The following is a 20,347-nucleotide window of genomic DNA, read 5'->3' on the forward strand; positions in this document are numbered from 1 at the left end:
TTCCAGTGGAAGGCGTTTCCTTTTCTAGATCAGCACCTCGCTGTGGCGATCCCGGTACTCTTTCGGCGTGGTGTCATACTCTTTGCGAAACACCGAATAGAAATACTGCAGCGACGGATAGCCGCACATCTGCGAGATTTCGTTGATCGACAGTGACGTGGAGACAAGCAGGCTGCGGGCCTTCTCCAGCTTTTCCGCATGAATGACGGCATGAATGGTTTCGCCCACCTCTTCTTTGAATCGCTTCTCCAGATTCGAGCGGGAAATGCCCACCGAGTCCAGGACCTGATCGACCTTAATCCCTTTGCAGGCGTGGTTGCGGATATAGTGCATGGCCTGGATGACGGCCGGGTCGCTTAGGGAGCGATAATCGGTTGAGCGACGCTCAACGACGCGGACGGGGGGAACCAGCAGGCGCTGAAGCGGCAGAGCCTCTTTATCCAGCAGACGGTGCAACAGCTTTGCCGCCTGATAGCCCATCTGACGTGTGCCCTGTGCTACGGAGGAGAGCGCCACGCGGGACAAGTAGCGGGTCAGTTCTTCGTTATCAATGCCAATCACGCACAGTTTTTCGGGCACCGGGATATGCAAATGTTCGCAGACCTGCAGCACGTGTCGGGCGCGGGCGTCCGTCACGGCAATAATGCCGGTTTGCGGTGGCAGCGTTTGCAGCCAGTCCGCCAGGCGGTTTTGCGCGTGCTGCCAGTTTTCCGGTGCGGTTTCCAGCCCCTGATAGACCACGCCGCGGTACTTCTCCTGCGCGACCAGCTGGCAAAACGCATGTTCACGCTCAACTGCCCAGCGCTTGCCGCTGGTGGCGGGTAAACCATAAAACGCGAAGCGATGGACGCCTTTCTCCTTTAAATGGAGAAAGGCGGCCTCGACCAGAGCATGGTTATCGGTGGCGATGTAGTGGACCGGCGGGTAGTGTTCGGGTGAATGATACGAGCCGCCGACGCCCACAATCGGCACGTCGACGTCGGTTAGCAGCTGCTCGATGATGGGATCGTCATAGTCGGCGATAACGCCATCACCCAGCCAGTCTTTGATGTTCTCCAGACGGGTGCGGAAATCTTCTTCAATAAAAATATCCCATTCGGATTGCGACGCCTGCAAATATTCACCCACGCCTTCTACCACCTGACGGTCGTAGGCTTTGTTGGCATTGAATAACAACGTAATGCGGTGACGCTTTTCAAACATGGCTCGCTTCCCAATTAAGTCACAATGCGGTTATCAGGCTCGTCGCTTGGTGGCAGAGTCCATCCAGACTGCCAGTAAAAGAATGGCCCCCTTGACGATATACTGCCAAAACGTCGGGACGTCCATCATACTCATCCCGTTATCCAACGACGCCATGATAAATGCCCCCATGACCGCGCCCGCCACGCTACCGATACCGCCTGCGAGGCTGGTGCCACCGATGACGCAGGCAGCGATAGCATCCAGCTCGGCGATGTTACCGGCGGAAGGAGAGCCTGCCCCCAGACGCGAGCTGAGGATCAACCCGGCGATAGCGACCATCAGGCCGTTAATGGCGAAAACCGCCAGCTTGGTACGTTCGACGTTAATACCCGACAGGCGAGCAGCTTCAAGGTTGCCGCCGATGGCATAAATACGACGGCCAAACGCGGTGCGCGTCGCCATAAACATGCCGCCGAGCAGTAACAGCGCCAGCAGCAGTACCGGCGTCGGAACGCCGCGATAGTCGTTAAGAAGCCAGATGGCGCCCAGCACAATGACCGCCGTCAGCGCCTGACGTCCTACCACGGACGTTGACGCTGGCGACGCAAGACCCAGCGCCTGACGGCGCATACGTCCACGCCATTGCCACGCGACAAACGCCAGCAGTCCCACCACGCCGATCGTAAAGCCTATGCTATCCGGGAGGTAACTCTGGCCAATTTGCGACATCGCCGCGCTGGTCGGGGAGACGGTCGTGCCGTTAGTGATACCGATCAGGATCCCGCGGAAGGCCAGCATTCCCGCCAGGGTGACGATAAACGATGGCACCTTCCGATAGGCAACCCACCAGCCGTTCCAGGCCCCTAAAACCAGCCCCAGTACCAGCGTCACCGCCACGGTCAGCGGCAGCGGCCAGCCGAGCCAGACGTCAAAAATGGCCGCCACGCCGCCGAGAAGACCCATCATCGACCCGACCGACAGGTCGATTTCCGCAGAGATGATCACGAACACCATGCCCACGGCCAGGATGCCGGTGATGGCGGTCTGGCGGAGCAGGTTTGAGACGTTACGCGCGCTTAAGTACGAGCCATCCGTCATCCACGTGAAGAACAGCATGATGACGATAATCGCCGCGATCATCACGAAAACCTGCAGGTTCAGCGCTTTTAGCCCCGCGAACGCGCCGGGCGTCGGAACAGCGACTTTGATATCAGACGGATTGCTTTTCGACATGACGTTCGCTCCTTAAAGCGGCTTCCATCACCTGCTCTTGCGTCAGGTTCTGGTTAATCAGGTTGGCTTTCAGTTTCCCCTCGTGCATGACCAGTACGCGGTCGCTCAGGCCGAGCACTTCGGGTAACTCAGACGAGATGACAATGACGGCAATCCCTTGCTGTACAAGCTGATTAATCAGTTTGTAGATTTCGTATTTGGCACCGATATCGATCCCGCGCGTCGGCTCATCAAGGATTAATATGCGTGGATTGAGGAGCAGACAGCGCGCCAGAATCGCCTTCTGCTGGTTACCACCGCTCAATCGGCCAATCGCCAATTCCGGCGAGGAGGTTTTGACCTTCAGCCGGGCAAGTGACTGAAGGATGCACTGCTGCTCGGCGGCATCATCCAGGCTGCTCAGCGCGCCGGAGAACCGATCGAGTGCCGCAAGGGTGATGTTTTTACCCACCGCCATGACCGGTACGATGCCGTCTTTTTTGCGGTCTTCCGGCACCATTGCAATGCCGCGGGCAATCGCCTGCTGGCAGTTGTCGATTCTCACGGGCTGGCCGTCTATATATATCGTGCCCTCCCAGCGCCCTGGCCACACGCCAAACAGGCACTGCACGGCTTCGGTACGCCCGGCACCGACGAGCCCAGCAATCCCAAGAATTTCGCCGCTGTGAAGGGAAAACGAAACGTTATTGACCCGCTTAATGTGGCGGTTAACGGGGTGCCACGCGGTCAGGTTTTCCACGCGCAGCACTTCATCGCCCTTAGTGTGGGGCTCATTCGGGTAGAGCGCGGTCAGCTCGCGGCCCACCATCATGGTGATGATGTCATCTTCACTCATGCCCGCAGCTTCACGCGTGCCGATGTGTTGCCCGTCGCGGATCACGCAGATGGTGTCCGAAATGGCTTTTACCTCGTTCAGCTTGTGCGAAATGTAGATGCAGGCGATACCGTGGTTTTGCAGATCGCGGATGATATTGAGCAGAACCGCAGTTTCCTGTTCGGTGAGCGACGCCGTTGGCTCATCGAGGATCAGCAGCCTGACCTGTTTATTCAGCGCCTTCGCAATTTCGACCAGCTGCTGTTGCCCCAGGCCCAGGTCGCCCACGCGGGTATCCGGTGAAATGTTGAGGCTCACCTGCGCCAGCAGCTTTTCACAGCGGAGCGTCATGGTGTCGTAATCCAGCACGCCGTGGCGGGAAATCTCGGCTCCGAGGAAGATGTTCTCCAGCACGGTGAGATGTTTCACCAGCGCCAGCTCCTGGTGGATGATGGCGATGCCTTTACGTTCGGTGTCGCGAATGTGCGTCGCCTGGATGACTTCACCGGCAAAGACAATTTCGCCTTCGTAACTGCCGTGCGGGTAGATCCCACACAGGACTTTCATCAGCGTTGATTTGCCCGAACCATTCTCGCCACACAGCGAAACCACTTCGCCAGGGTTCAACCGGAGACTGACGTTGTCGACGGCTTTCACCGCGCCGAAGCGCTTGGTGATGCTTTTCATTTCAAGTAAATAAGGCATAACTGCTCCACATAACCCGAGGGAAGAACAGTACAACGTGATGCGCCCCCGCAGAGCAGGGGCAGCGCCGGATTACAGTTCGCTCTTCTTGTGGAAACCGTCTTTAATAACGGTGGCGTCAATGTTCTCTTTATTGACTTCAATTGGCGTGAGCAGGCGAGCCGGAACGTCTTTCAGGCCGTTATTCAGCGTTGCATCTGCTTTAGGTTGCTTACCGTTGCCCAGCTCAACGGCAATTTCCGCCGCCGTATTGGCAAGTTCGGTAATCGGTTTGTAGACCGTCATGGTCTGAGTTCCTGCGATAATGCGTTTTACGCCCGCCAGGTCGGCATCCTGACCAGAAATCGCGACTTTACCGGCCAGTCCCTGGGCACTCAGAGCCTGAATAGCCCCGCCTGCTGTGGCATCGTTGGAGGCCACGACAGCATCAATTTTGTTGTTATTGGCCGTCAGCGCATTTTCCATAATCTTCAGGGCATTTTCTGGTAACCATCCGTCGGCCCACTGATCGCCGACCACCTTAATTTTGCCGCTGTCGATGTACGGCTTAAGGACCTTCATTTGCCCTTCGCGGAACAGTTTGGCGTTGTTATCCACCGGCGAACCGCCCATCAGGAAATAATTGCCTTGAGGCACTTTGTCGATCAGGCTTTGCGCCTGTAATTCGCCCACTTTTTCATTGTCGAAGGAAATATAATAATCAATATCGGCGTTATTAATCATGCGGTCATAAGCGAGAACTTTTATGCCTTCCTGCTTCGCTTCTTTCACCACGTTACTTAATACCTGGCCGTTATAAGGGATAATGACCAGAACATCGACTCCCCTGTTGATCATATTCTCGATCTGCGACATTTGCGTTTCTTCATTGCCGTTAGCCGACTGAACAAACACATTCGCACCGAGTGATTCCGCTTTTTTCACAAAAATATCGCGATCTTTTTGCCAGCGCTCCAGACGCAGATCATCAATCGCCATGCCAATTTTGACCTCCTTGGCATGTCCTGCAAAGCTTACAAGGAGGAGCGTAGTGCAGAGCGTTAGGGTCAGGTTCTTTATCTTCATAATTATTAGGCCTTTTTGTAGGGGTATGTGTTGCTGAGATAAAAGAAACATTCACTGCTGGGTCGCAGCAAATTTTTAACGCGGAAAGGCGGGCTGGCAATTACAGATTTTTATCTTCTCATTACGATATTTGGTTTATTTCTGAATTTATGACCGCGATCGGATTTTAAAATTCGTAACGCCTTAATTACATTTGATTCTGGAATGCGCGCCGAAAAATAGTTTGTCTGCGCATTATTTTGCGAGCCAGCGCACAGTTGTGCATTCTCTCAATAGCAGTGTGAAATAACGTAATTGAGCAACCCAAAATGTCTATTCACTATTACTCCTGAATCAACGACTCGCCGCATACCCTGATTATGGAGCTCAATATGCAAGCTTATTTCGACCAACTCGATCGCGTTCGTTACGAAGGCCCAAAAACGACCAATCCTTTAGCATTTCGTCACTACAATCCGGATGAGCTGGTGCTGGGTAAGCGCATGGAAGATCATCTGCGCTTTGCCGCCTGTTACTGGCATACCTTCTGCTGGAACGGCGCCGATATGTTCGGCGTGGGTTCCTTTGACCGTCCGTGGCAACAGCCGGGTGAGGCCATCGAGCTGGCGAAACGCAAAGCCGATGTGGCGTTTGAGTTCTTCCACAAGCTGAACGTGCCGTACTACTGCTTCCATGATGTTGACGTATCGCCGGAAGGGGCGTCGCTGAAAGAGTACCTGAACAATTTTGCGCAGATGGTGGACGTGCTGGCAGAAAAACAGCAGCAAAGCGGCGTGAAGCTGCTCTGGGGTACGGCAAACTGCTTCACCAACCCACGCTACGGTGCGGGTGCGGCCACCAACCCGGATCCGGAAGTGTTTAGCTGGGCGGCTACGCAGGTGGTGACGGCAATGAACGCTACGCATCAGCTGGGCGGCGAAAACTATGTCCTGTGGGGCGGCCGTGAAGGCTATGAAACCCTGCTCAATACCGACCTGCGCCAGGAGCGCGAGCAGATTGGCCGTTTTATGCAGATGGTTGTCGACCATAAGCACAAAATCGGCTTCCGCGGCACGCTGCTGATCGAGCCTAAACCGCAGGAACCAACCAAGCATCAGTACGACTATGATGTCGCCACCGTGTATGGCTTCCTGAAGCAGTTTGGTCTGGAAAAAGAGATCAAAGTGAATATTGAGGCTAACCACGCTACCCTGGCGGGCCACTCATTCCATCACGAAATTGCCTCTGCGATTGCGCTGGGCATCTTCGGATCGGTAGATGCGAACCGCGGCGATCCGCAGCTGGGCTGGGATACCGACCAGTTCCCGAACAGCGTGGAAGAGAATGCGCTGGTGATGTACGAGATCGTCAAAGCGGGCGGTTTCACCACCGGCGGCCTTAACTTTGACGCCAAGGTGCGTCGCCAGAGCACCGACAAATACGATCTGTTCTACGGCCACATTGGCGCGATGGACACCATGGCGCTGGCGCTGAAAGTGGCGGCGCGTATGATTGAAGACGGCGAGCTGGATAAGCGCGTGGCGAAGCGCTACAGCGGCTGGAACAGTGAGCTGGGCCAGCAAATTTTGAAGGGTCAGTTATCGCTTGCGGACATCGCGAAGTACGCTGAACAACAGCAGCTGGCGCCGCAGCACCAGAGCGGGCATCAGGAATTGCTGGAAAACCTGGTTAATCACTACCTGTTCGATAAATAACAGCATCCAGGCCCGGTAAGCGGAAGCGCCACCGGGCATTTCTGTCAAAGGAGTCACCACAATGTATATCGGGATCGATCTTGGCACATCGGGTGTGAAAGCCATCCTGTTAAGCGAGCAGGGCGACGTGTTAGCAACGCAGACTGAAAAGCTGCAGGTTTCACGCCCGCATCCGCTGTGGTCGGAGCAGGACCCGGAGCAGTGGTGGCAGGCGACGGATCGCGCGATGAAAGCCTTAGGCGAGCAGCACAGCCTGCGCGACGTGAAAGCGCTGGGCATTGCCGGACAAATGCATGGTGCAACGTTGCTGGATAGCCAGCATCGCGTTCTGCGCCCGGCTATTCTCTGGAACGATGGCCGCTGTGCGGAAGAGTGCGCAATCCTTGAAGCGCGTGTGCCCACGTCCCGCGAGATTACGGGCAACCTGATGATGCCGGGCTTCACCGCACCAAAACTTTTGTGGGTACAGCGCCACGAGCCGGAGATTTTCCGTCAGGTGGCGAAAGTCCTGCTGCCGAAAGACTATCTGCGTTTTCGCATGACAGGCGATTTCGCCAGCGACATGTCCGATTCCGCGGGCACCATGTGGCTCGACGTGGCGAAGCGCGACTGGAGCGAGGCGATGCTGGATGCCTGCCATCTGACCCGGGAACATATGCCCGCGCTGTTCGAAGGCTGTGAGGTGACGGGTACGCTGCTGCCAGACGTTGCGGAACGCTGGAATATGCCTGCCGTACCGGTGGTGGCCGGGGGCGGTGATAACGCGGCGGGTGCCGTGGGTGTCGGGATGGTTGAGACGGGGCAGGCGATGCTGTCGCTGGGAACCTCTGGGGTCTATTTTGCCGTCAGCGACGGCTATCGCAGCAATCCCGAAAGCGCTGTGCACAGTTTCTGTCATGCGCTTCCGGGAAAATGGCATTTGATGTCGGTGATGCTGAGCGCGGCATCCTGCCTGGACTGGGCGGCGAAGCTTACCGGCATGGCGGACGTTCCGGCACTTATTGCGGCGGCGCAGCAGGCGGATGACGCGGCGAGTACCGTCTGGTTTTTACCCTATCTTTCTGGCGAGCGTACGCCGCACAACAACCCGGAAGCGAAAGGGGTATTCTTTGGCCTAACCCATCAGCACGGCCCGGCAGAGCTGGCGCGTGCGGTTCTGGAAGGTGTGGGGTATGCGCTGGCCGACGGAATGGATGTAGTGCACGACTGCGGCCTGAAACCGGCGAGCGTCACCCTGATTGGCGGCGGCGCGCGAAGCCCTTACTGGCGACAGATGCTGGCGGATATTAGCGGGTTGCAGCTGGATTTCCGCACGGGAGGGGATGTTGGCCCCGCGCTCGGCGCCGCGCGTCTGGCGCAGATCGCTATGAACCCGGACAAGCCGCTTTCGCAGCTGCTGCCGCAGCTTACGCTTGAACAGGCGCATGTGCCTGACGCGGCAGGACATGCCCGTTATGCAGAAAGGCGCGAGGTGTTCCGCAAAATCTATCAGCAGCTGCTGCCGCTGATGTCATAAACTCGCTTGTCCGACAGAGGCACGAGGATGTCCTTTTTTGGTCTGTGCGTGCCTCTCTTTCCTTGCCAGTATGGTGACACACCCACTGGCGAGGAGATTTATCATGTCACGCATTGCACTCATCAATATTGATACTCAGCAGTCCTTCCATCATCGCCCTTACTGGCAGGAGGGCGACATTCCTGCCTTTCAGCAGGCGATGCTGGGGCTGATTGAAGGCTGCCAGGCGCGCGGTATTCCAGTTGTTGATATTTTTCATGTGGATGAAGACGGCCCCTTCACGCTGCAAAGCGGCTATGTCAAACCGATGGCCTTTTTGCGTCATCAGCCGGATGTGGTTTTCCAGAAACACGTCCATAATGCCTTCACGGATACCGGGCTTGACCGCTGGCTGCGCGAGCGTGATATCAACAAGCTGATTATCTGCGGCATTCGCACGGAACAATGCTGTGAAACCACCGCTCGGGTAGCATCCGATCTGGGTTATGCTGTGACGTTTGTGAGCGAGGCAACGCTGACGTTTCCCATGATGTACAAGGGCATTACCCTGAGCGCAGCGGAAATTCGCCATCGTACCGAGACGGTACTGGCCGGGCGTTTTGCCGAAATTAAAACGGTAGCGGAGACGCTGGAGTCACTATAATGCGCATCGACGTCTGGTTCGTGATGTTACCCGGGGTACTGGCACTGGATATGTCAGGCCCGGCGGAGACCTTTGTGCTGGCTGGCGACGCGTTTCGTCTGCATTACATTGGGCCGCAACCGGACGTGCCGACGTCGATAGGCCTGACGATGGGCGGCATCCAGCCGTTGCCGGAAAGTCTGCCTCCGGGGAGTCTGCTGGTCCTGCCGGGGGTGAGCGACTCCCGCGTTCAGTTCTCAACGCCGCAGGCGCAGCAGATCCAGCACTGGCTAATGCGTCTGCAGCCGGTCATTCAGCGCCGGGATATCACGGTGATGTGCGTCTGTTCTGGTGCACTGCTGGCGGCGAAATCGGGCCTGCTGAATAACAAACAGTGCACAACCCATCATGACGTTATCAGCCGTTTACGCACTGTGGCTCCCACGGCGACGATTAAAGAAAACCGCATCTTTGTACAGGACGAGAATATCTGGACCAGCGCGGGGATCACGTCGGGCATCGATCTGGCGCTGCATATGATTAACCGCCTGTGCGGTCCCGAAAAGGCGCTGGCCGTGGCGCGCGAGATGGTGGTCTGGTTCCGCCGTTCCGGTGACGATCCCCAGCTTTCACCGTGGCTGCGCTATCGCAACCATCTTCATCCGGCGATCCATCGGGCGCAGGATGCGCTCACCGCCGAGCCGCAAAAAACGTGGAGCTTGCCTGATATCGCCGCACTGGCGCACGTCAGCCCGCGCCATCTCACCCGGCTTTTCCAGACGCATTTAGGGATTAGCGTCCGCGATTATCTGGAGCAGCTGCGTCTGGCGGTGGCGGAGCAGTGGCTGATGCAGGGGCGCGGCGTGGAACAGGCCTCGCTGGCGGCAGGCTTCTCCTCCCCGCGCCAGTACCACCGCGCCCGGCAGCGCAGCGTTAGCTGACGAAGCGGCGCGCGTCGATTTTTTGCAGCAGCATCGACAGCAGCAGGCTGATAACCAGCGTAGCGGCAAAAATCCAGACGATATCCAGCACCGGCCAGCTTTTGAGCTCAACGCCCCTTGTTCGCAGGGCGTGGATCACCAGCGCGTGAAAACCGTAAATTCCCAGCGAGTGCCGCGAGATAAAGCCCAGCACGGGAAGGGGACGCGCGTTCAAGGTGTTTTTAACGAGCGTGAGCAGCGATACGGCACAGATAAAGACCATCGGCCCGCAATACAGATACCAGGTATCGGCAAAATTGCCGCGCCACTGAAGCTCATGTAGCGTCCCGCGTGAAATCACCGCCACGCCGGCGATAAACAGCGCTCCGCAGAGCCAGTTCAGACCGCGCTTTTGCGTGTCCATCATCCCGATGGCGCGCCCCAGCATGCCGTAAAGCACGTAGTAGAAGGTGTCGCCGTTGATATAGAGGTTTACCGGCAACCATTCGAAACCGTCGATTTTCTGTGAGACCGTGTTCGGGTTGGCGACAATGCCAATCACCACCATCAGGGCCAGAAGCATTTTCCCGCTGACGTTTTTCACCTGAATGAGCGGAGAGACCAGATAGATAACGATGATGGCGAAGAAGAACCACAGGTGGTAGAAAACCGGTTTTTGCAGCAAATATTTGAGGGATAACCCGGCGTTAATGGAGGTAAACAGGGTGATATAGAGCAGGGCAACGGCGCTGTAGAACCCCAGACAGGCCGCGATGCGGACGAAGTGCCTCGGCTGCGCGCTACGCTCGCCAAAAAAGAGAAAGCCGGAAATCATAAAAAACAGCGGCACGCTGACGCGCGACGCGGAGTTGAGGATATTGGCAATATCCCAGTTAACGGGGCTGATGCTGTGGGCATTCGTGACATACCAGGTCGTCGTGTGGATCATGACCACCATCAGACACGCTATTCCGCGCAGGTTATCAATCCAGTTAATTTTTGACGGCATCAGTTCCTCGTATTCCCTTTAAAGTGAGTGGGACTCCCATTGTCCAAAAGTCTTCGTTTGGAAAATTCTGAGTTTTATGCGCAGGCTTGCCGGGAGACCGCGAGATTCGCAGAATGGCAGACCTTAATCTATAAAAGTGTTGATATTAAAAATAACAGCCGCTGACCAGGACGGTAATAAAAATGATGATGAAGCGTGTGGCATCACTCTTTCTGCTGTTGATGCTGGCAGGATGCAGTGCGCCACAGGAAGTCCCCGTGCAAAAAGCGCAGCAGGGAAAAATAAGCCCGGAGCGTTCGCTGAATATGGAAGCGCTCTGTAAAGAGCGGGCCGCTCGGCGCTATAACTCGAACGTTCAGAAAATTAACGTCATCGGATTCGAGCGCTTTCAGGGCAGCTATGAGCTTAGAGGGTATACTGCGCGTAAAGAGGGCTTTGTCTGCTCGTTTGATGCGGACGGTCAGTTTTTACATCTCTCCATGCGCTAGCCTGCTCGCATAATCAACAACCAGACGCCGCCAGCGTTCTGGCCGGAAGGCTTATTTCCCAATTTTCCCTAAACAACCCCGTTTCGTACTGTATATCTTGCAGCCAGCGGGTATACTGGTCCCTTCCATTTAAAACCACACGTATCCAGCACGAAATACTATGCAAAAGTTTGATACCAAGACCTTCCAGGGCCTGATCCTGACCTTACAGGATTACTGGGCTCGTCAGGGCTGTACCATTGTTCAACCTTTGGACATGGAAGTCGGCGCCGGCACTTCACACCCGATGACCAGCCTGCGCGCGTTGGGCCCAGAGCCAATGGCGACCGCGTATGTGCAGCCTTCCCGTCGTCCGACCGATGGTCGTTACGGTGAAAACCCGAACCGTCTGCAGCATTACTATCAGTTCCAGGTGGTGATTAAGCCATCACCCGACAACATTCAGGAACTGTACCTCGGGTCACTGAAAGAGCTGGGTATGGATCCAACCATCCACGACATCCGTTTCGTGGAAGACAACTGGGAAAACCCAACGCTGGGTGCCTGGGGTCTCGGTTGGGAAGTGTGGCTGAACGGCATGGAAGTGACCCAGTTCACCTACTTCCAGCAGGTTGGCGGTCTGGAATGTAAGCCGATCACCGGTGAAATCACCTACGGTCTGGAACGTCTGGCCATGTACATTCAGGGCGTAGACAGCGTTTACGACCTGGTCTGGAGCGACGGCCCGCTGGGTAAAACCACCTACGGCGACGTGTTCCATCAGAACGAAGTGGAGCAATCCACCTATAACTTCGAATACGCGGACGTGGACTTCCTGTTCACCTGCTTCGAGCAGTACGAGAAAGAGGCACAGCAGCTGCTGGCGCTGGAAACTCCGCTGCCGCTGCCTGCCTACGAGCGTATTCTGAAGGCCGCCCACAGCTTCAACCTGCTGGACGCCCGCAAAGCGATCTCCGTGACTGAACGTCAGCGCTACATTCTGCGTATTCGCACCCTGACCAAAGCCGTTGCAGAAGCTTACTACGCGTCCCGTGAAGCCCTTGGCTTCCCGATGTGCAACCGAAACAAATAAGAGGCGGCCATGTCTGAGAAAACTTTCCTGGTGGAAATCGGCACCGAAGAGCTGCCACCAAAAGCCCTGCGCAGCCTGGCTGAATCTTTTGCTGCGAATGTGACCGCCGAGCTGGATAACGCTGGCCTGGCGCACGGTAAAATTGAGTGGTTTGCTGCACCGCGTCGTCTGGCGCTGAAAGTGGCAAATCTGGCGGCGTCTCAGCCGGATCGTGAAGTTGAAAAACGTGGCCCGGCGATTGCCCAGGCGTTTGATGCGGAAGGCAAGCCAAGCAAGGCTGCCGAAGGCTGGGCGCGCGGCTGCGGCATCACCGTCGATCAGGCCGAGCGTCTGACCACCGATAAAGGCGAATGGCTGCTGTATCGTGCCCACGTGAAAGGCGAAAGCGCGGAAGCGCTGCTGCCAAAAATGATCGCCACTTCGCTGGCGAAGCTGCCGATTCCTAAGCTGATGCGCTGGGGCGCGTCCGACGTGCACTTCGTGCGTCCGGTACACACCGTGACCCTGCTGCTGGGCGACACCGTTATCCCGGCGACCATTCTGGGCGTGGCGTCCGATCGCGTGATCCGCGGCCACCGCTTTATGGGCGAGCCAGAGTTCACCATCGACAATGCCGACCAGTATCCGCAGATCCTGCTGGAACGCGGTAAAGTGATTGCCGACTACGAACAGCGTAAAGCCAAAATTAAAGCGGACGCGGAAGAAGCGGCGCGTAAGATTGGCGGTAATGCCGATCTGAGCGACAGTCTGCTGGAAGAGGTCACTTCTCTGGTGGAATGGCCGGTTGTGCTGACCGCGAAATTCGAAGAGAAATTCCTGGCTGTTCCGGCAGAAGCGCTGGTTTACACCATGAAGGGTGACCAGAAGTACTTCCCGGTTTATGCCAACGACGGCAAGCTGCTGCCAAACTTCATCTTCGTGGCGAACATCGAATCGAAAGATCCGAGCCAGATTATCTCTGGTAACGAGAAAGTGGTGCGCCCGCGTCTGGCGGATGCCGAGTTCTTCTTCAATACCGACCGTAAAAAGCGTCTGGAAGATAACCTGCCGCGCCTGCAGACCGTGCTGTTCCAGCAGCAGCTGGGTACGCTGCGCGACAAAACCGACCGTATCGCGGAGCTGTCCGGCTGGATCGCCCGTGAAATCGGTGCCGACGTTAACCACGCGACCCGCGCGGGCCTGCTCTCCAAATGCGACCTGATGACCAACATGGTGTTCGAATTCACCGACACCCAGGGCGTAATGGGCATGCACTACGCGCGTCACGATGGCGAAGCGGAAGACGTGGCCGTAGCTCTGAACGAGCAGTATCAGCCGCGCTTTGCGGGCGACGATCTGCCGTCCAACCCGGTTGCCTGCGCTGTAGCGATTGCCGATAAGATGGACACCCTGGCGGGTATCTTCGGCATCGGCCAGCATCCGAAAGGCGATAAAGACCCGTTTGCGCTGCGTCGTGCCGCGCTGGGCGTGCTGCGCATCATCGTTGAGAAGAACCTGAACCTTGATCTGCAGACCCTGACCGAAGAAGCGGTGCGTCTGTACGGCGACAAGCTGACCAACGCGAACGTTGTGGATGACGTGATCGACTTTATGCTCGGCCGTTTCCGCGCGTGGTATCAGGACGAAGGTTACACCGTCGACACCATTCAGGCGGTGCTGGCGCGTCGTCCAACCCGTCCGGCTGATTTCGATGCGCGTATGAAGGCGGTTTCCCACTTCCGTACCCTGGAAGCGGCATCTGCCCTGGCCGCGGCCAACAAGCGTGTATCCAACATCCTGGCGAAATCCGACGAGACGCTGAACGAGCGCGTAAACGCCGCAACCCTGAAAGAGCCGGAAGAGATTGCTCTGGCGATGCAGGTTGTGGTGCTGCGCGACAAGCTCGAGCCGTACTTCGCGGAAGGTCGCTACCAGGAAGCGCTGGTGGAGCTGGCGGAGCTGCGTGAAGTGATCGACGCCTTCTTCGAGAAAGTGATGGTGAACGTAGAAGATAAAGAACTGCGTATTAACCGTCTCTCCATGCTCGAAAAACTGCGCGAGCTGTTCCTGCGCGTGGCGGATATTTCGCTGCTGCAGTAATGTGCCCGTTGTAACAAATGCTAAAAACCCGCTTCGGCGGGTTTTTTTATGGGTCTTTTGTAGACCGGATAAGCGCAGCGCCATCCGGCAGGTTTAGCCGATCGCGATTGTGCCTTCGTCTGTCTGCAGCCAGCGCGGTGCCTTCAGCGTATCAGCAAAGTAGCTGACCAGCTCGCACAGCAAATCTTCCATCACGATTTCAGATTGTCGCGACAGTGAGCCGTTCATCAGCATCTGCGTAAGCTCCTGACAGTAGCGCCCCAGCTGATCGCATTCGGGTTCGAAAGCCGGAACGCGTGACGGGAGTTCCTTCACGGTCAGGCTGGCTTTTAAAGCGTCCGGAACAGGTTCCAGAAGCGTGGGTTGCAGAAGATTCAGACAGGCATAAAGTCTGCCGTAAAGCGCCATTTTCGGGGCGGGTTCTTCGCAATCTACCAGTGCGTCGGTAAAACGTTCGCAGTTATCCGCCAGTTCGGTGAAGTCGGTGGCGTGGTTGAAGGGCAGGGTGAATAAAGAATGAGCTTGGGTTGGGGTAGTAGCCATATTGGCAGCCTCCGATAAGTGATAAAGCTTCCACCACCGGAAATGCTAACTTCGCTGGTGGTGGACTGAACAGAGTTAGCATTACCGGCCTTATCGGATACCGGCGCATCTTTCGATGCCCCTGCTCAGCCCACCATTGAGATGTAGCAAAGCATGCTGCACATAATGTGCCGCCGATAAGATAAGCCAGGATGCTAAACCCGGCACCTGATTTTGCAGGTGCAAAGAGAACTTACTGCTCATCAAAACAGGCGGCAATAGATTTGAGCTATGCCACTGAGGATATTACCATTTCTGGAAAGAGACTCGCAAAATTACCGCAATGAAAAGCATACTGCGGGCAGAGGTCTTACAGCGACGCTATGGTCCGGCTGTAAATCGCTGAGGCGTTTCCTGCAGGCCGGGGCGAGGCGCATGGATGCGCCGAGAGGGCGGGCTTTACAGGGATGTTACCTCCGCCCGTCCCCGATAAGCCGGAAGGAATAAGCCGAAGGTACCGCGTAGCGGCGATTTACCGCCGGGAGCCCGGGTAGCCAGGGTGGTGGCGACTGAGCCACCCTGGCACGTTCACGGGTATTGTCGTTACAGAGTAGCAAGGAACATAAAGTGAACGGAATGACCACCAGAGTCGTATGCTTCTCCTCACCCCAGCCCTCTCCCTCAAGGGAGAGGGGGCCGTCTGTGCAAGCAATATTTGGTGGGGATCCCTCAGCCCAAAGGGAGAGGGAGTACAAATCGTCCAAAATTTAACCTTGAAATGGTCAACCCATTACCGCTATCCTTATCTCCGTTAAATTTCTCGCTCTGGAGCGCCCCCCAAAAATGAACAAACACGACTGATGAATTTCGATCCTTGCTAAACGCCACCGCGTGGGCAGGGGATGTTTTGATTTCATTCAGGAGTGCTTATGGCTCATTTTGCGCAGTCCCCTTCTTTTATTCTGCATCAGGTCACCTGTCAGTTTGCGACGGGCGATACCCTTTTTGGTCCGCTGAGTTTTTCTCTGGAGCCGTCTCTGTGCGCTCTGGTTGGCCGCAACGGCAGCGGGAAAACGCGTCTGCTGCGTCTGCTGGCGGGGCTTGATGAGCCTGCAAGCGGGCATATTGAACGTACCGGAACCCATGTCTATGTGGCTCAGCAGCAGGACATTTTGCCGCACACGACGCTGGCTGAGCTGCTCGGGTACGAGGCCATCTTCGCGGCGCGAGCGCGTATCGACAGCGGCGATTACCAGCCTGACGATCTGGAAATGCTTGATGGATTCTGGGATTTAGCTGAACGTCTTGGCGAGGCGTTTGCCCGGGCGAAACTTCCGCCGTTTGATCCAGATAAGCCAGCCGGTGAGCTCAGCGGCGGCGAGCGTATTCGCGCGCTGCTGTGCGGGGCATTTACGGCTGAAGCGGATTTCCTGCTGCTGGACGAACCGACTAACCATCTGGATCGACAAGGACGGGCGTGGTTCTACGACCAGCTTGCCCGTTATCAGGGCGGCGTGCTCGTCGCCTCCCATGACCGTGAGCTGCTGGCGCAGGTGCCGCGTATTCTTGAGCTAAGCAGCGGCGGGCTGCGCAGCTACGGTGGGAATTATGCGGATTATCAAACCCAGCGCGATGCCGAACAGCAGGCGGCCCGCGCGGCGCTGGAACATGCGGCCACGGAGCGCAAACGCACCCGCGCTCGTATGCAAAAAGAGCATGACGACAGCCAGCGGCGCTCGGCAAAAACATTACGCACCGTCGATACCCTGAATATCGCGTCGTTTGAACGCGTCAAATACAAAGGCGCGGCAAAGGAACGTATCGGCGCCTGGAAAAAACAGCACAGCGAGCAAAATGAAGCCCTGAATGCCGCGGTAAACAAGGCGCGTGAGCGGGTTGAAGAAGATAACCCGGTGATGTTTACCCTGCCGGGGAGTCAGATCCCGGAAGGTAAACAGGTGCTGGTGCTGGAAGATCTGGTGCTGCCGCATGTGCCTGTTCCTCCGCTTAGCTGGCGGATGGACGGGCCAATGCGGGTGACGCTAAAAGGTCCGAACGGCTGCGGGAAATCGACGCTGTTGAAAGCCATCCTCGGCGACATTAGTCCACGCTCAGGAACCTGCAAGGTGTCGGTCAGCTGTGCTTATCTCGATCAGCATCTTTCCCGGCTCGATCTGTCGCAGTCGGTCATGACGCACCTCAACCTGGGCAATACGCCCCTGGAAGAGGGTATTTTACGTACCCGTTTAGCCCAGCTTCAGCTGGGGGCCGACAAAGTCTCGCTCCCGCTGGCGGAACTGAGCGGCGGTGAGCGTCTGAAGGCTGCGCTGGCCTGCGTGCTTTGGCGCGGGGAGGCCACGCAGCTCCTGTTGCTGGATGAACCGACCAACCATCTGGATCTGGCTTCAGTGCAGGCTATTGAAGCGGCGCTGGCTGGTTTCCCCGGCGCGCTGCTGGTGGTGTCACACGATGATGCGTTTTTAAAAGGGTTAACGTTGACGCACGAGATGGTGTGGGAAGAGACGGGCTGGCGTTTCGAGAGCCTTTAAACACAAGCCCCCGCAGAGGCGGGGGCGTTCAAACTTTACTACGCTATCTGTTTGCTGAGTGCAGGGTTGGCCTGAATCAGGCGCATCAGCTTTAACTCGGTTGGGGTGGGTTTCTCTCGTTTTGACTCCCACTCCAGCACCATAGCCACGCTGACACCCATCGCTCTGGCGAATTCTTCAGTTTTCAGTCCTGTCCCTTTGCGCAATTGCTCATATTCTGTAAAGGGATTGGATTTTTGTTGCAGGGTAATGGCCTGCGGTACATCTTTAAAAACGATCTGTTCCAGACTGCTCAGCAGCTCAAACTCAGGATCTTTATATTCCATTGAGAACTCCTCTTAAATCTCACATCGTGATCAAGAACATCAGAGAGCCAATTAAGAATAGTCCCTAATACAAACCAAGGATCGTCACGGCTGTGATTAATCGTGCGGTAACGATCGCTTTACGCGATTCAGCTATCTGGATAGTTATGCTAATTCCCTGATTAACCATATGTCGGCTTCGCCAGGTATTTTTTTGTAAATAGTAAGAAATAAATCGGCAATAGTCGTTTTACATGAAAAGAGTATCTTGCAAGGCTGACCTGGACTATCCTTGTCAGCGTCGGGCACGCGTGTGCCGGTGTGCGCTTTTTTGGGTGAAAGGAGTAATAAAATGGCGACAGGAAAGTCCTGCTCTCGCTGGTTTGCGCCTATTGCGGCGTTGTTGATGGTTGTTAGCCTGAGTGGGTGTTTTGATAAAGAAGGCGATCAGCGCAAAGCGTTTATCGATTTTCTGCAGAATACAGTGATGCGCAGCGGCGAGCGGTTGCCGACGCTGACTGCGGATCAGAAAAAACAGTTTGGCCCCTTTGTGTCCGATTACGCCATTCTTTATGGGTATTCACAGCAGGTGAGCCAGGCGATGGACTCCGGTATCCGCCCGGTAGTGGATAGCGTGAACGCCATCCGTGTTCCCCAGGATTATATGACTCAGCGCGAGCCGCTGCGCCAGTCCAACGGTGCGCTCGGCGTGCTGAGCCAGCAGCTGCAAAATGCGAAAATGCAGGCTGACGCGTCACGTTCTGCGCTGAAGCAGGGCGAGGATCTCAAACCGGTCTTCGATAAAGTGTATGAGAAAGTAGTGACGAAACCGTCTGAAGCGATACAACCACTGATTCCGGCCGCGCAGGTCTTCACTCAGCAGCTGGTTCAGGTCGGGGATTTCATCTCGCAGCAGGGGACACAGGTGAGCTTTGTTGCCAACGGCATTCAGTTCCCAACCTCTCAGCAGGCAAGTCAGTACAATACGCTGATTGGGCCGCTGGCCGCCCAGCACCAGGCCTTTAGCCAGGCGTGGGGCGCAGCAGTCGCTGCCACAGAATAAACCGAAAAACCCCGCCTCAGGCGGGGTTTTTTTTCGGCATTCAGAAAATAACGCTTGTCATTCCTCTACCACATCGGTATAACTGTTCGCGTCGGTTTGTTACACAGACCTAAAGCAGTTTAGTAAAGCAGTCCAGATTGTTATCCATAGATACCCTTCGTAGTGACCCTTCCTTCATCGCTTAAAAATCTGTAACGCAATCCATCAAGCCGGAAGGCACAATATATTTGTTAATAAGGTAATTTCTATGTCTGCTAAAATGACTGGTCTGGTTAAATGGTTCAACGCTGATAAAGGTTTCGGCTTCATCACTCCTGACGATGGCTCTAAAGACGTGTTCGTACACTTCTCTGCTATCCAGAACGATGGCTACAAATCTCTGGACGAAGGTCAGAAAGTTTCCTTCACCATCGAAAGCGGCGCTAAAGGCCCAGCAGCTGGTAACGTTGTAAGCCTGTAAGCTTCCAACCCAGTAGCACAAAATTCAAAAACCCGCCTTCTGGCGGGTTTTTTCGTTTCTACTGTTGGATCTGCGGGTTAACGCAGTTCCTGTCTACTTTTCCAGCAAGCGCGGCTATCAGGTTATCTACTGCCGTCGCCGCCATATTGTAGCGCGTCTCGTGGGTAGCAGAGCCGATGTGTGGCAGGGCGACGACGTTTGGCATGCTCAGCAGCGGGGAATCCACCGGAAGCGGCTCCTGCTCAAACACGTCCAGACCCGCGGCGTGGATCTCGCCGTTTTGCAGCGCTTCAATCAGCGCCTGCTCATCCACCACCGGACCGCGACCCGCGTTGATGAAGATGGCGGACTTCTTCATTTTTTCAAACGCGGATTTGCCAATCAGATGGCGCGTTTCATCCGTCAGCGGCAGGATCAGGCAAACAAAATCGGCTTCCTGCAGCAGCGTATCCAGCTCGCAGTAACGCGCGTTGAAGCGTTCTTCTGCTTCACTGTGATGACGGCGCGCGTTATACAGAATCGGCATGTTGAAGCCGAAATGCGCGCGCTGCGCCAGCGCCAGCCCGATACGCCCCATACCCACGATGCCCAGCGTTTTGCCATGCACATCCACGCCGAACCAGTCCGGCCCAATGCTTTTCGTCCATTCGCCGGCTTTCACACGCTCGGCCACTTCCACCACGCGACGGGCCGTGCTGAGCACCAGCGCCATCAGCGTATCTGCCACGGTTTCCGTCAGGGCATGCGGCGTGTGCATCAGCAGGATTTTACGGGCGTTCAGGGCATCCACGTCGAAATTGTCATAACCCACGGAAACGGTTGAGGTAGCACGAAGCTTCGGCATTTTCTCCAGCAGGGCGACATCCACTTTTTCGCTTGAACCCAGCAGGCCTTCGGCGTTGGCGAACGCATCGGCGTGCTGCGCCACGGTCTCCGGGCTCAGGTTCTTCACCTGCGTAACGGTGAAGTGTTCTTCCAGGCGTTTCTGCAGATCTTCCGGCAGAGCTTTATACAAAATGACGGACGGCTTCATGCTAATCTCCGTT

The 20,347-nt window shown here is 56.1% G+C and carries 18 protein-coding genes and 1 pseudogene; 10 read left to right on the top strand and 9 right to left on the bottom strand.

What is annotated here, in order from left to right:
* Nucleotides 1-24 precede the first annotated feature (24 nt).
* The 4 genes from xylR to xylF form a co-directional block, all read right to left on the bottom strand.
* On the bottom strand, nucleotides 25-1,203 hold the full coding sequence (gene xylR / locus ACTJI7_RS19070) for a D-xylose utilization transcriptional activator XylR (protein WP_041911622.1): 1,179 nt from the start codon (nucleotides 1,201-1,203) through the stop codon (nucleotides 25-27).
* A gap of 33 nt (nucleotides 1,204-1,236) precedes the next feature.
* Nucleotides 1,237-2,418 carry a xylose ABC transporter permease XylH gene (gene xylH / locus ACTJI7_RS19075; RefSeq protein ID WP_028015066.1) on the bottom strand — a complete coding sequence of 394 codons (1,182 nt, stop codon included), beginning with the start codon at nucleotides 2,416-2,418 and terminating at the stop codon, nucleotides 1,237-1,239.
* On the bottom strand, nucleotides 2,396-3,937 hold the full coding sequence (locus ACTJI7_RS19080) for a xylose ABC transporter ATP-binding protein (protein WP_063155184.1): 1,542 nt from the start codon (nucleotides 3,935-3,937) through the stop codon (nucleotides 2,396-2,398). Before ACTJI7_RS19080 ends, xylH begins: the two co-directional genes overlap by 23 nt.
* A 72-nt stretch (nucleotides 3,938-4,009) precedes the next feature.
* Nucleotides 4,010-5,002, bottom strand: a complete 993-nt coding sequence (gene xylF / locus ACTJI7_RS19085) for a D-xylose ABC transporter substrate-binding protein (protein WP_041911619.1) — start codon at nucleotides 5,000-5,002, stop codon at nucleotides 4,010-4,012.
* Between the two features lie 371 nt (nucleotides 5,003-5,373).
* Between xylF and xylA the strand changes: the two genes are divergently transcribed.
* The 4 genes from xylA to ACTJI7_RS19105 all read left to right on the top strand — a co-directional run bounded on the left by xylA (nucleotide 5,374) and on the right by ACTJI7_RS19105 (nucleotide 9,775).
* Nucleotides 5,374-6,696 (top strand): xylose isomerase, encoded by a 1,323-nt coding sequence (xylA, locus tag ACTJI7_RS19090; RefSeq protein ID WP_088204493.1) that lies wholly within the window; start codon nucleotides 5,374-5,376, stop codon nucleotides 6,694-6,696.
* 61 nt (nucleotides 6,697-6,757) lie between these two features.
* Nucleotides 6,758-8,212, top strand: a complete 1,455-nt coding sequence (gene xylB, locus ACTJI7_RS19095; protein ID WP_248071814.1) for a xylulokinase — start codon at nucleotides 6,758-6,760, stop codon at nucleotides 8,210-8,212.
* A gap of 103 nt (nucleotides 8,213-8,315) precedes the next feature.
* On the top strand, nucleotides 8,316-8,855 hold the full coding sequence (locus tag ACTJI7_RS19100; RefSeq protein WP_440670586.1) for an isochorismatase family protein: 540 nt from the start codon (nucleotides 8,316-8,318) through the stop codon (nucleotides 8,853-8,855).
* A complete protein-coding gene (locus ACTJI7_RS19105; RefSeq protein WP_045260023.1) occupies nucleotides 8,855-9,775 on the top strand; it encodes a GlxA family transcriptional regulator in 921 nt (306 codons plus the stop codon). The genes ACTJI7_RS19100 and ACTJI7_RS19105 overlap by 1 nt, the downstream gene beginning before the upstream one ends.
* Here ACTJI7_RS19105 and ACTJI7_RS19110 read toward each other — a convergent pair.
* The gene (locus ACTJI7_RS19110) at nucleotides 9,768-10,763 is read right to left on the bottom strand and encodes an acyltransferase (RefSeq protein WP_100171100.1); all 996 of its coding nucleotides are present in this window, start codon (nucleotides 10,761-10,763) and stop codon (nucleotides 9,768-9,770) included. The genes ACTJI7_RS19105 and ACTJI7_RS19110 overlap by 8 nt on opposite strands.
* A 182-nt stretch (nucleotides 10,764-10,945) precedes the next feature.
* Between ACTJI7_RS19110 and ACTJI7_RS19115 the strand changes: the two genes are divergently transcribed.
* The 3 genes from ACTJI7_RS19115 to glyS all read left to right on the top strand — a co-directional run bounded on the left by ACTJI7_RS19115 (nucleotide 10,946) and on the right by glyS (nucleotide 14,402).
* The gene (locus tag ACTJI7_RS19115; RefSeq protein WP_440670589.1) at nucleotides 10,946-11,251 is read left to right on the top strand and encodes a YsaB family lipoprotein; all 306 of its coding nucleotides are present in this window, start codon (nucleotides 10,946-10,948) and stop codon (nucleotides 11,249-11,251) included.
* A 160-nt stretch (nucleotides 11,252-11,411) separates the two neighbouring features.
* Nucleotides 11,412-12,323, top strand: a complete 912-nt coding sequence (gene glyQ / locus ACTJI7_RS19120; RefSeq protein ID WP_003860141.1) for a glycine--tRNA ligase subunit alpha — start codon at nucleotides 11,412-11,414, stop codon at nucleotides 12,321-12,323.
* A 9-nt stretch (nucleotides 12,324-12,332) separates the two neighbouring features.
* Nucleotides 12,333-14,402 (top strand): glycine--tRNA ligase subunit beta, encoded by a 2,070-nt coding sequence (gene glyS, locus ACTJI7_RS19125; protein WP_440670591.1) that lies wholly within the window; start codon nucleotides 12,333-12,335, stop codon nucleotides 14,400-14,402.
* A 93-nt stretch (nucleotides 14,403-14,495) separates the two neighbouring features.
* Here the strand turns inward: glyS and ACTJI7_RS19130 are convergent, their stop codons facing one another.
* Together ACTJI7_RS19130 and ACTJI7_RS19135 are read right to left on the bottom strand one after the other, a co-directional pair.
* Nucleotides 14,496-14,906, bottom strand: a complete 411-nt coding sequence (locus ACTJI7_RS19130) for a hypothetical protein (RefSeq protein ID WP_286088285.1) — start codon at nucleotides 14,904-14,906, stop codon at nucleotides 14,496-14,498.
* A pseudogene (locus tag ACTJI7_RS19135) lies at nucleotides 14,834-15,013 on the bottom strand (hypothetical protein); the annotation flags it as partial. The pseudogene ACTJI7_RS19135 and the gene ACTJI7_RS19130, both read right to left, overlap by 73 nt.
* A gap of 840 nt (nucleotides 15,014-15,853) precedes the next feature.
* Between ACTJI7_RS19135 and ACTJI7_RS19140 the strand changes: the two are divergent.
* Nucleotides 15,854-17,473 carry an ABC-F family ATP-binding cassette domain-containing protein gene (locus ACTJI7_RS19140; RefSeq protein WP_248036943.1) on the top strand — a complete coding sequence of 540 codons (1,620 nt, stop codon included), beginning with the start codon at nucleotides 15,854-15,856 and terminating at the stop codon, nucleotides 17,471-17,473.
* A gap of 38 nt (nucleotides 17,474-17,511) precedes the next feature.
* Here ACTJI7_RS19140 and ACTJI7_RS19145 read toward each other — a convergent pair whose 3' ends face one another.
* Nucleotides 17,512-17,799 (bottom strand): HTH-type transcriptional regulator, encoded by a 288-nt coding sequence (locus ACTJI7_RS19145; protein WP_028015078.1) that lies wholly within the window; start codon nucleotides 17,797-17,799, stop codon nucleotides 17,512-17,514.
* Between the two features lie 331 nt (nucleotides 17,800-18,130).
* Between ACTJI7_RS19145 and ACTJI7_RS19150 the strand changes: the two genes are divergently transcribed.
* Nucleotides 18,131-18,841: a DUF3053 domain-containing protein gene (locus ACTJI7_RS19150; protein ID WP_045260020.1), complete on the top strand. Its 711-nt coding sequence runs from the start codon at nucleotides 18,131-18,133 to the stop codon at nucleotides 18,839-18,841.
* A gap of 247 nt (nucleotides 18,842-19,088) precedes the next feature.
* Nucleotides 19,089-19,301, top strand: a complete 213-nt coding sequence (cspE, locus tag ACTJI7_RS19155) for a transcription antiterminator/RNA stability regulator CspE (protein ID WP_003860775.1) — start codon at nucleotides 19,089-19,091, stop codon at nucleotides 19,299-19,301.
* 58 nt (nucleotides 19,302-19,359) lie between these two features.
* Here the strand turns inward: cspE and ghrB are convergent, their stop codons facing one another.
* Complete coding sequence (gene ghrB / locus ACTJI7_RS19160) at nucleotides 19,360-20,334, bottom strand: glyoxylate/hydroxypyruvate reductase GhrB (protein WP_063155179.1); 975 nt, start codon at nucleotides 20,332-20,334, stop codon at nucleotides 19,360-19,362.
* Nucleotides 20,335-20,347: the final 13 nt, after the last annotated feature.

It is taken from the genome of Enterobacter sp. 22499, from assembly GCF_052044815.1.
Lineage (GTDB): Bacteria > Pseudomonadota > Gammaproteobacteria > Enterobacterales > Enterobacteriaceae > Enterobacter > Enterobacter bugandensis.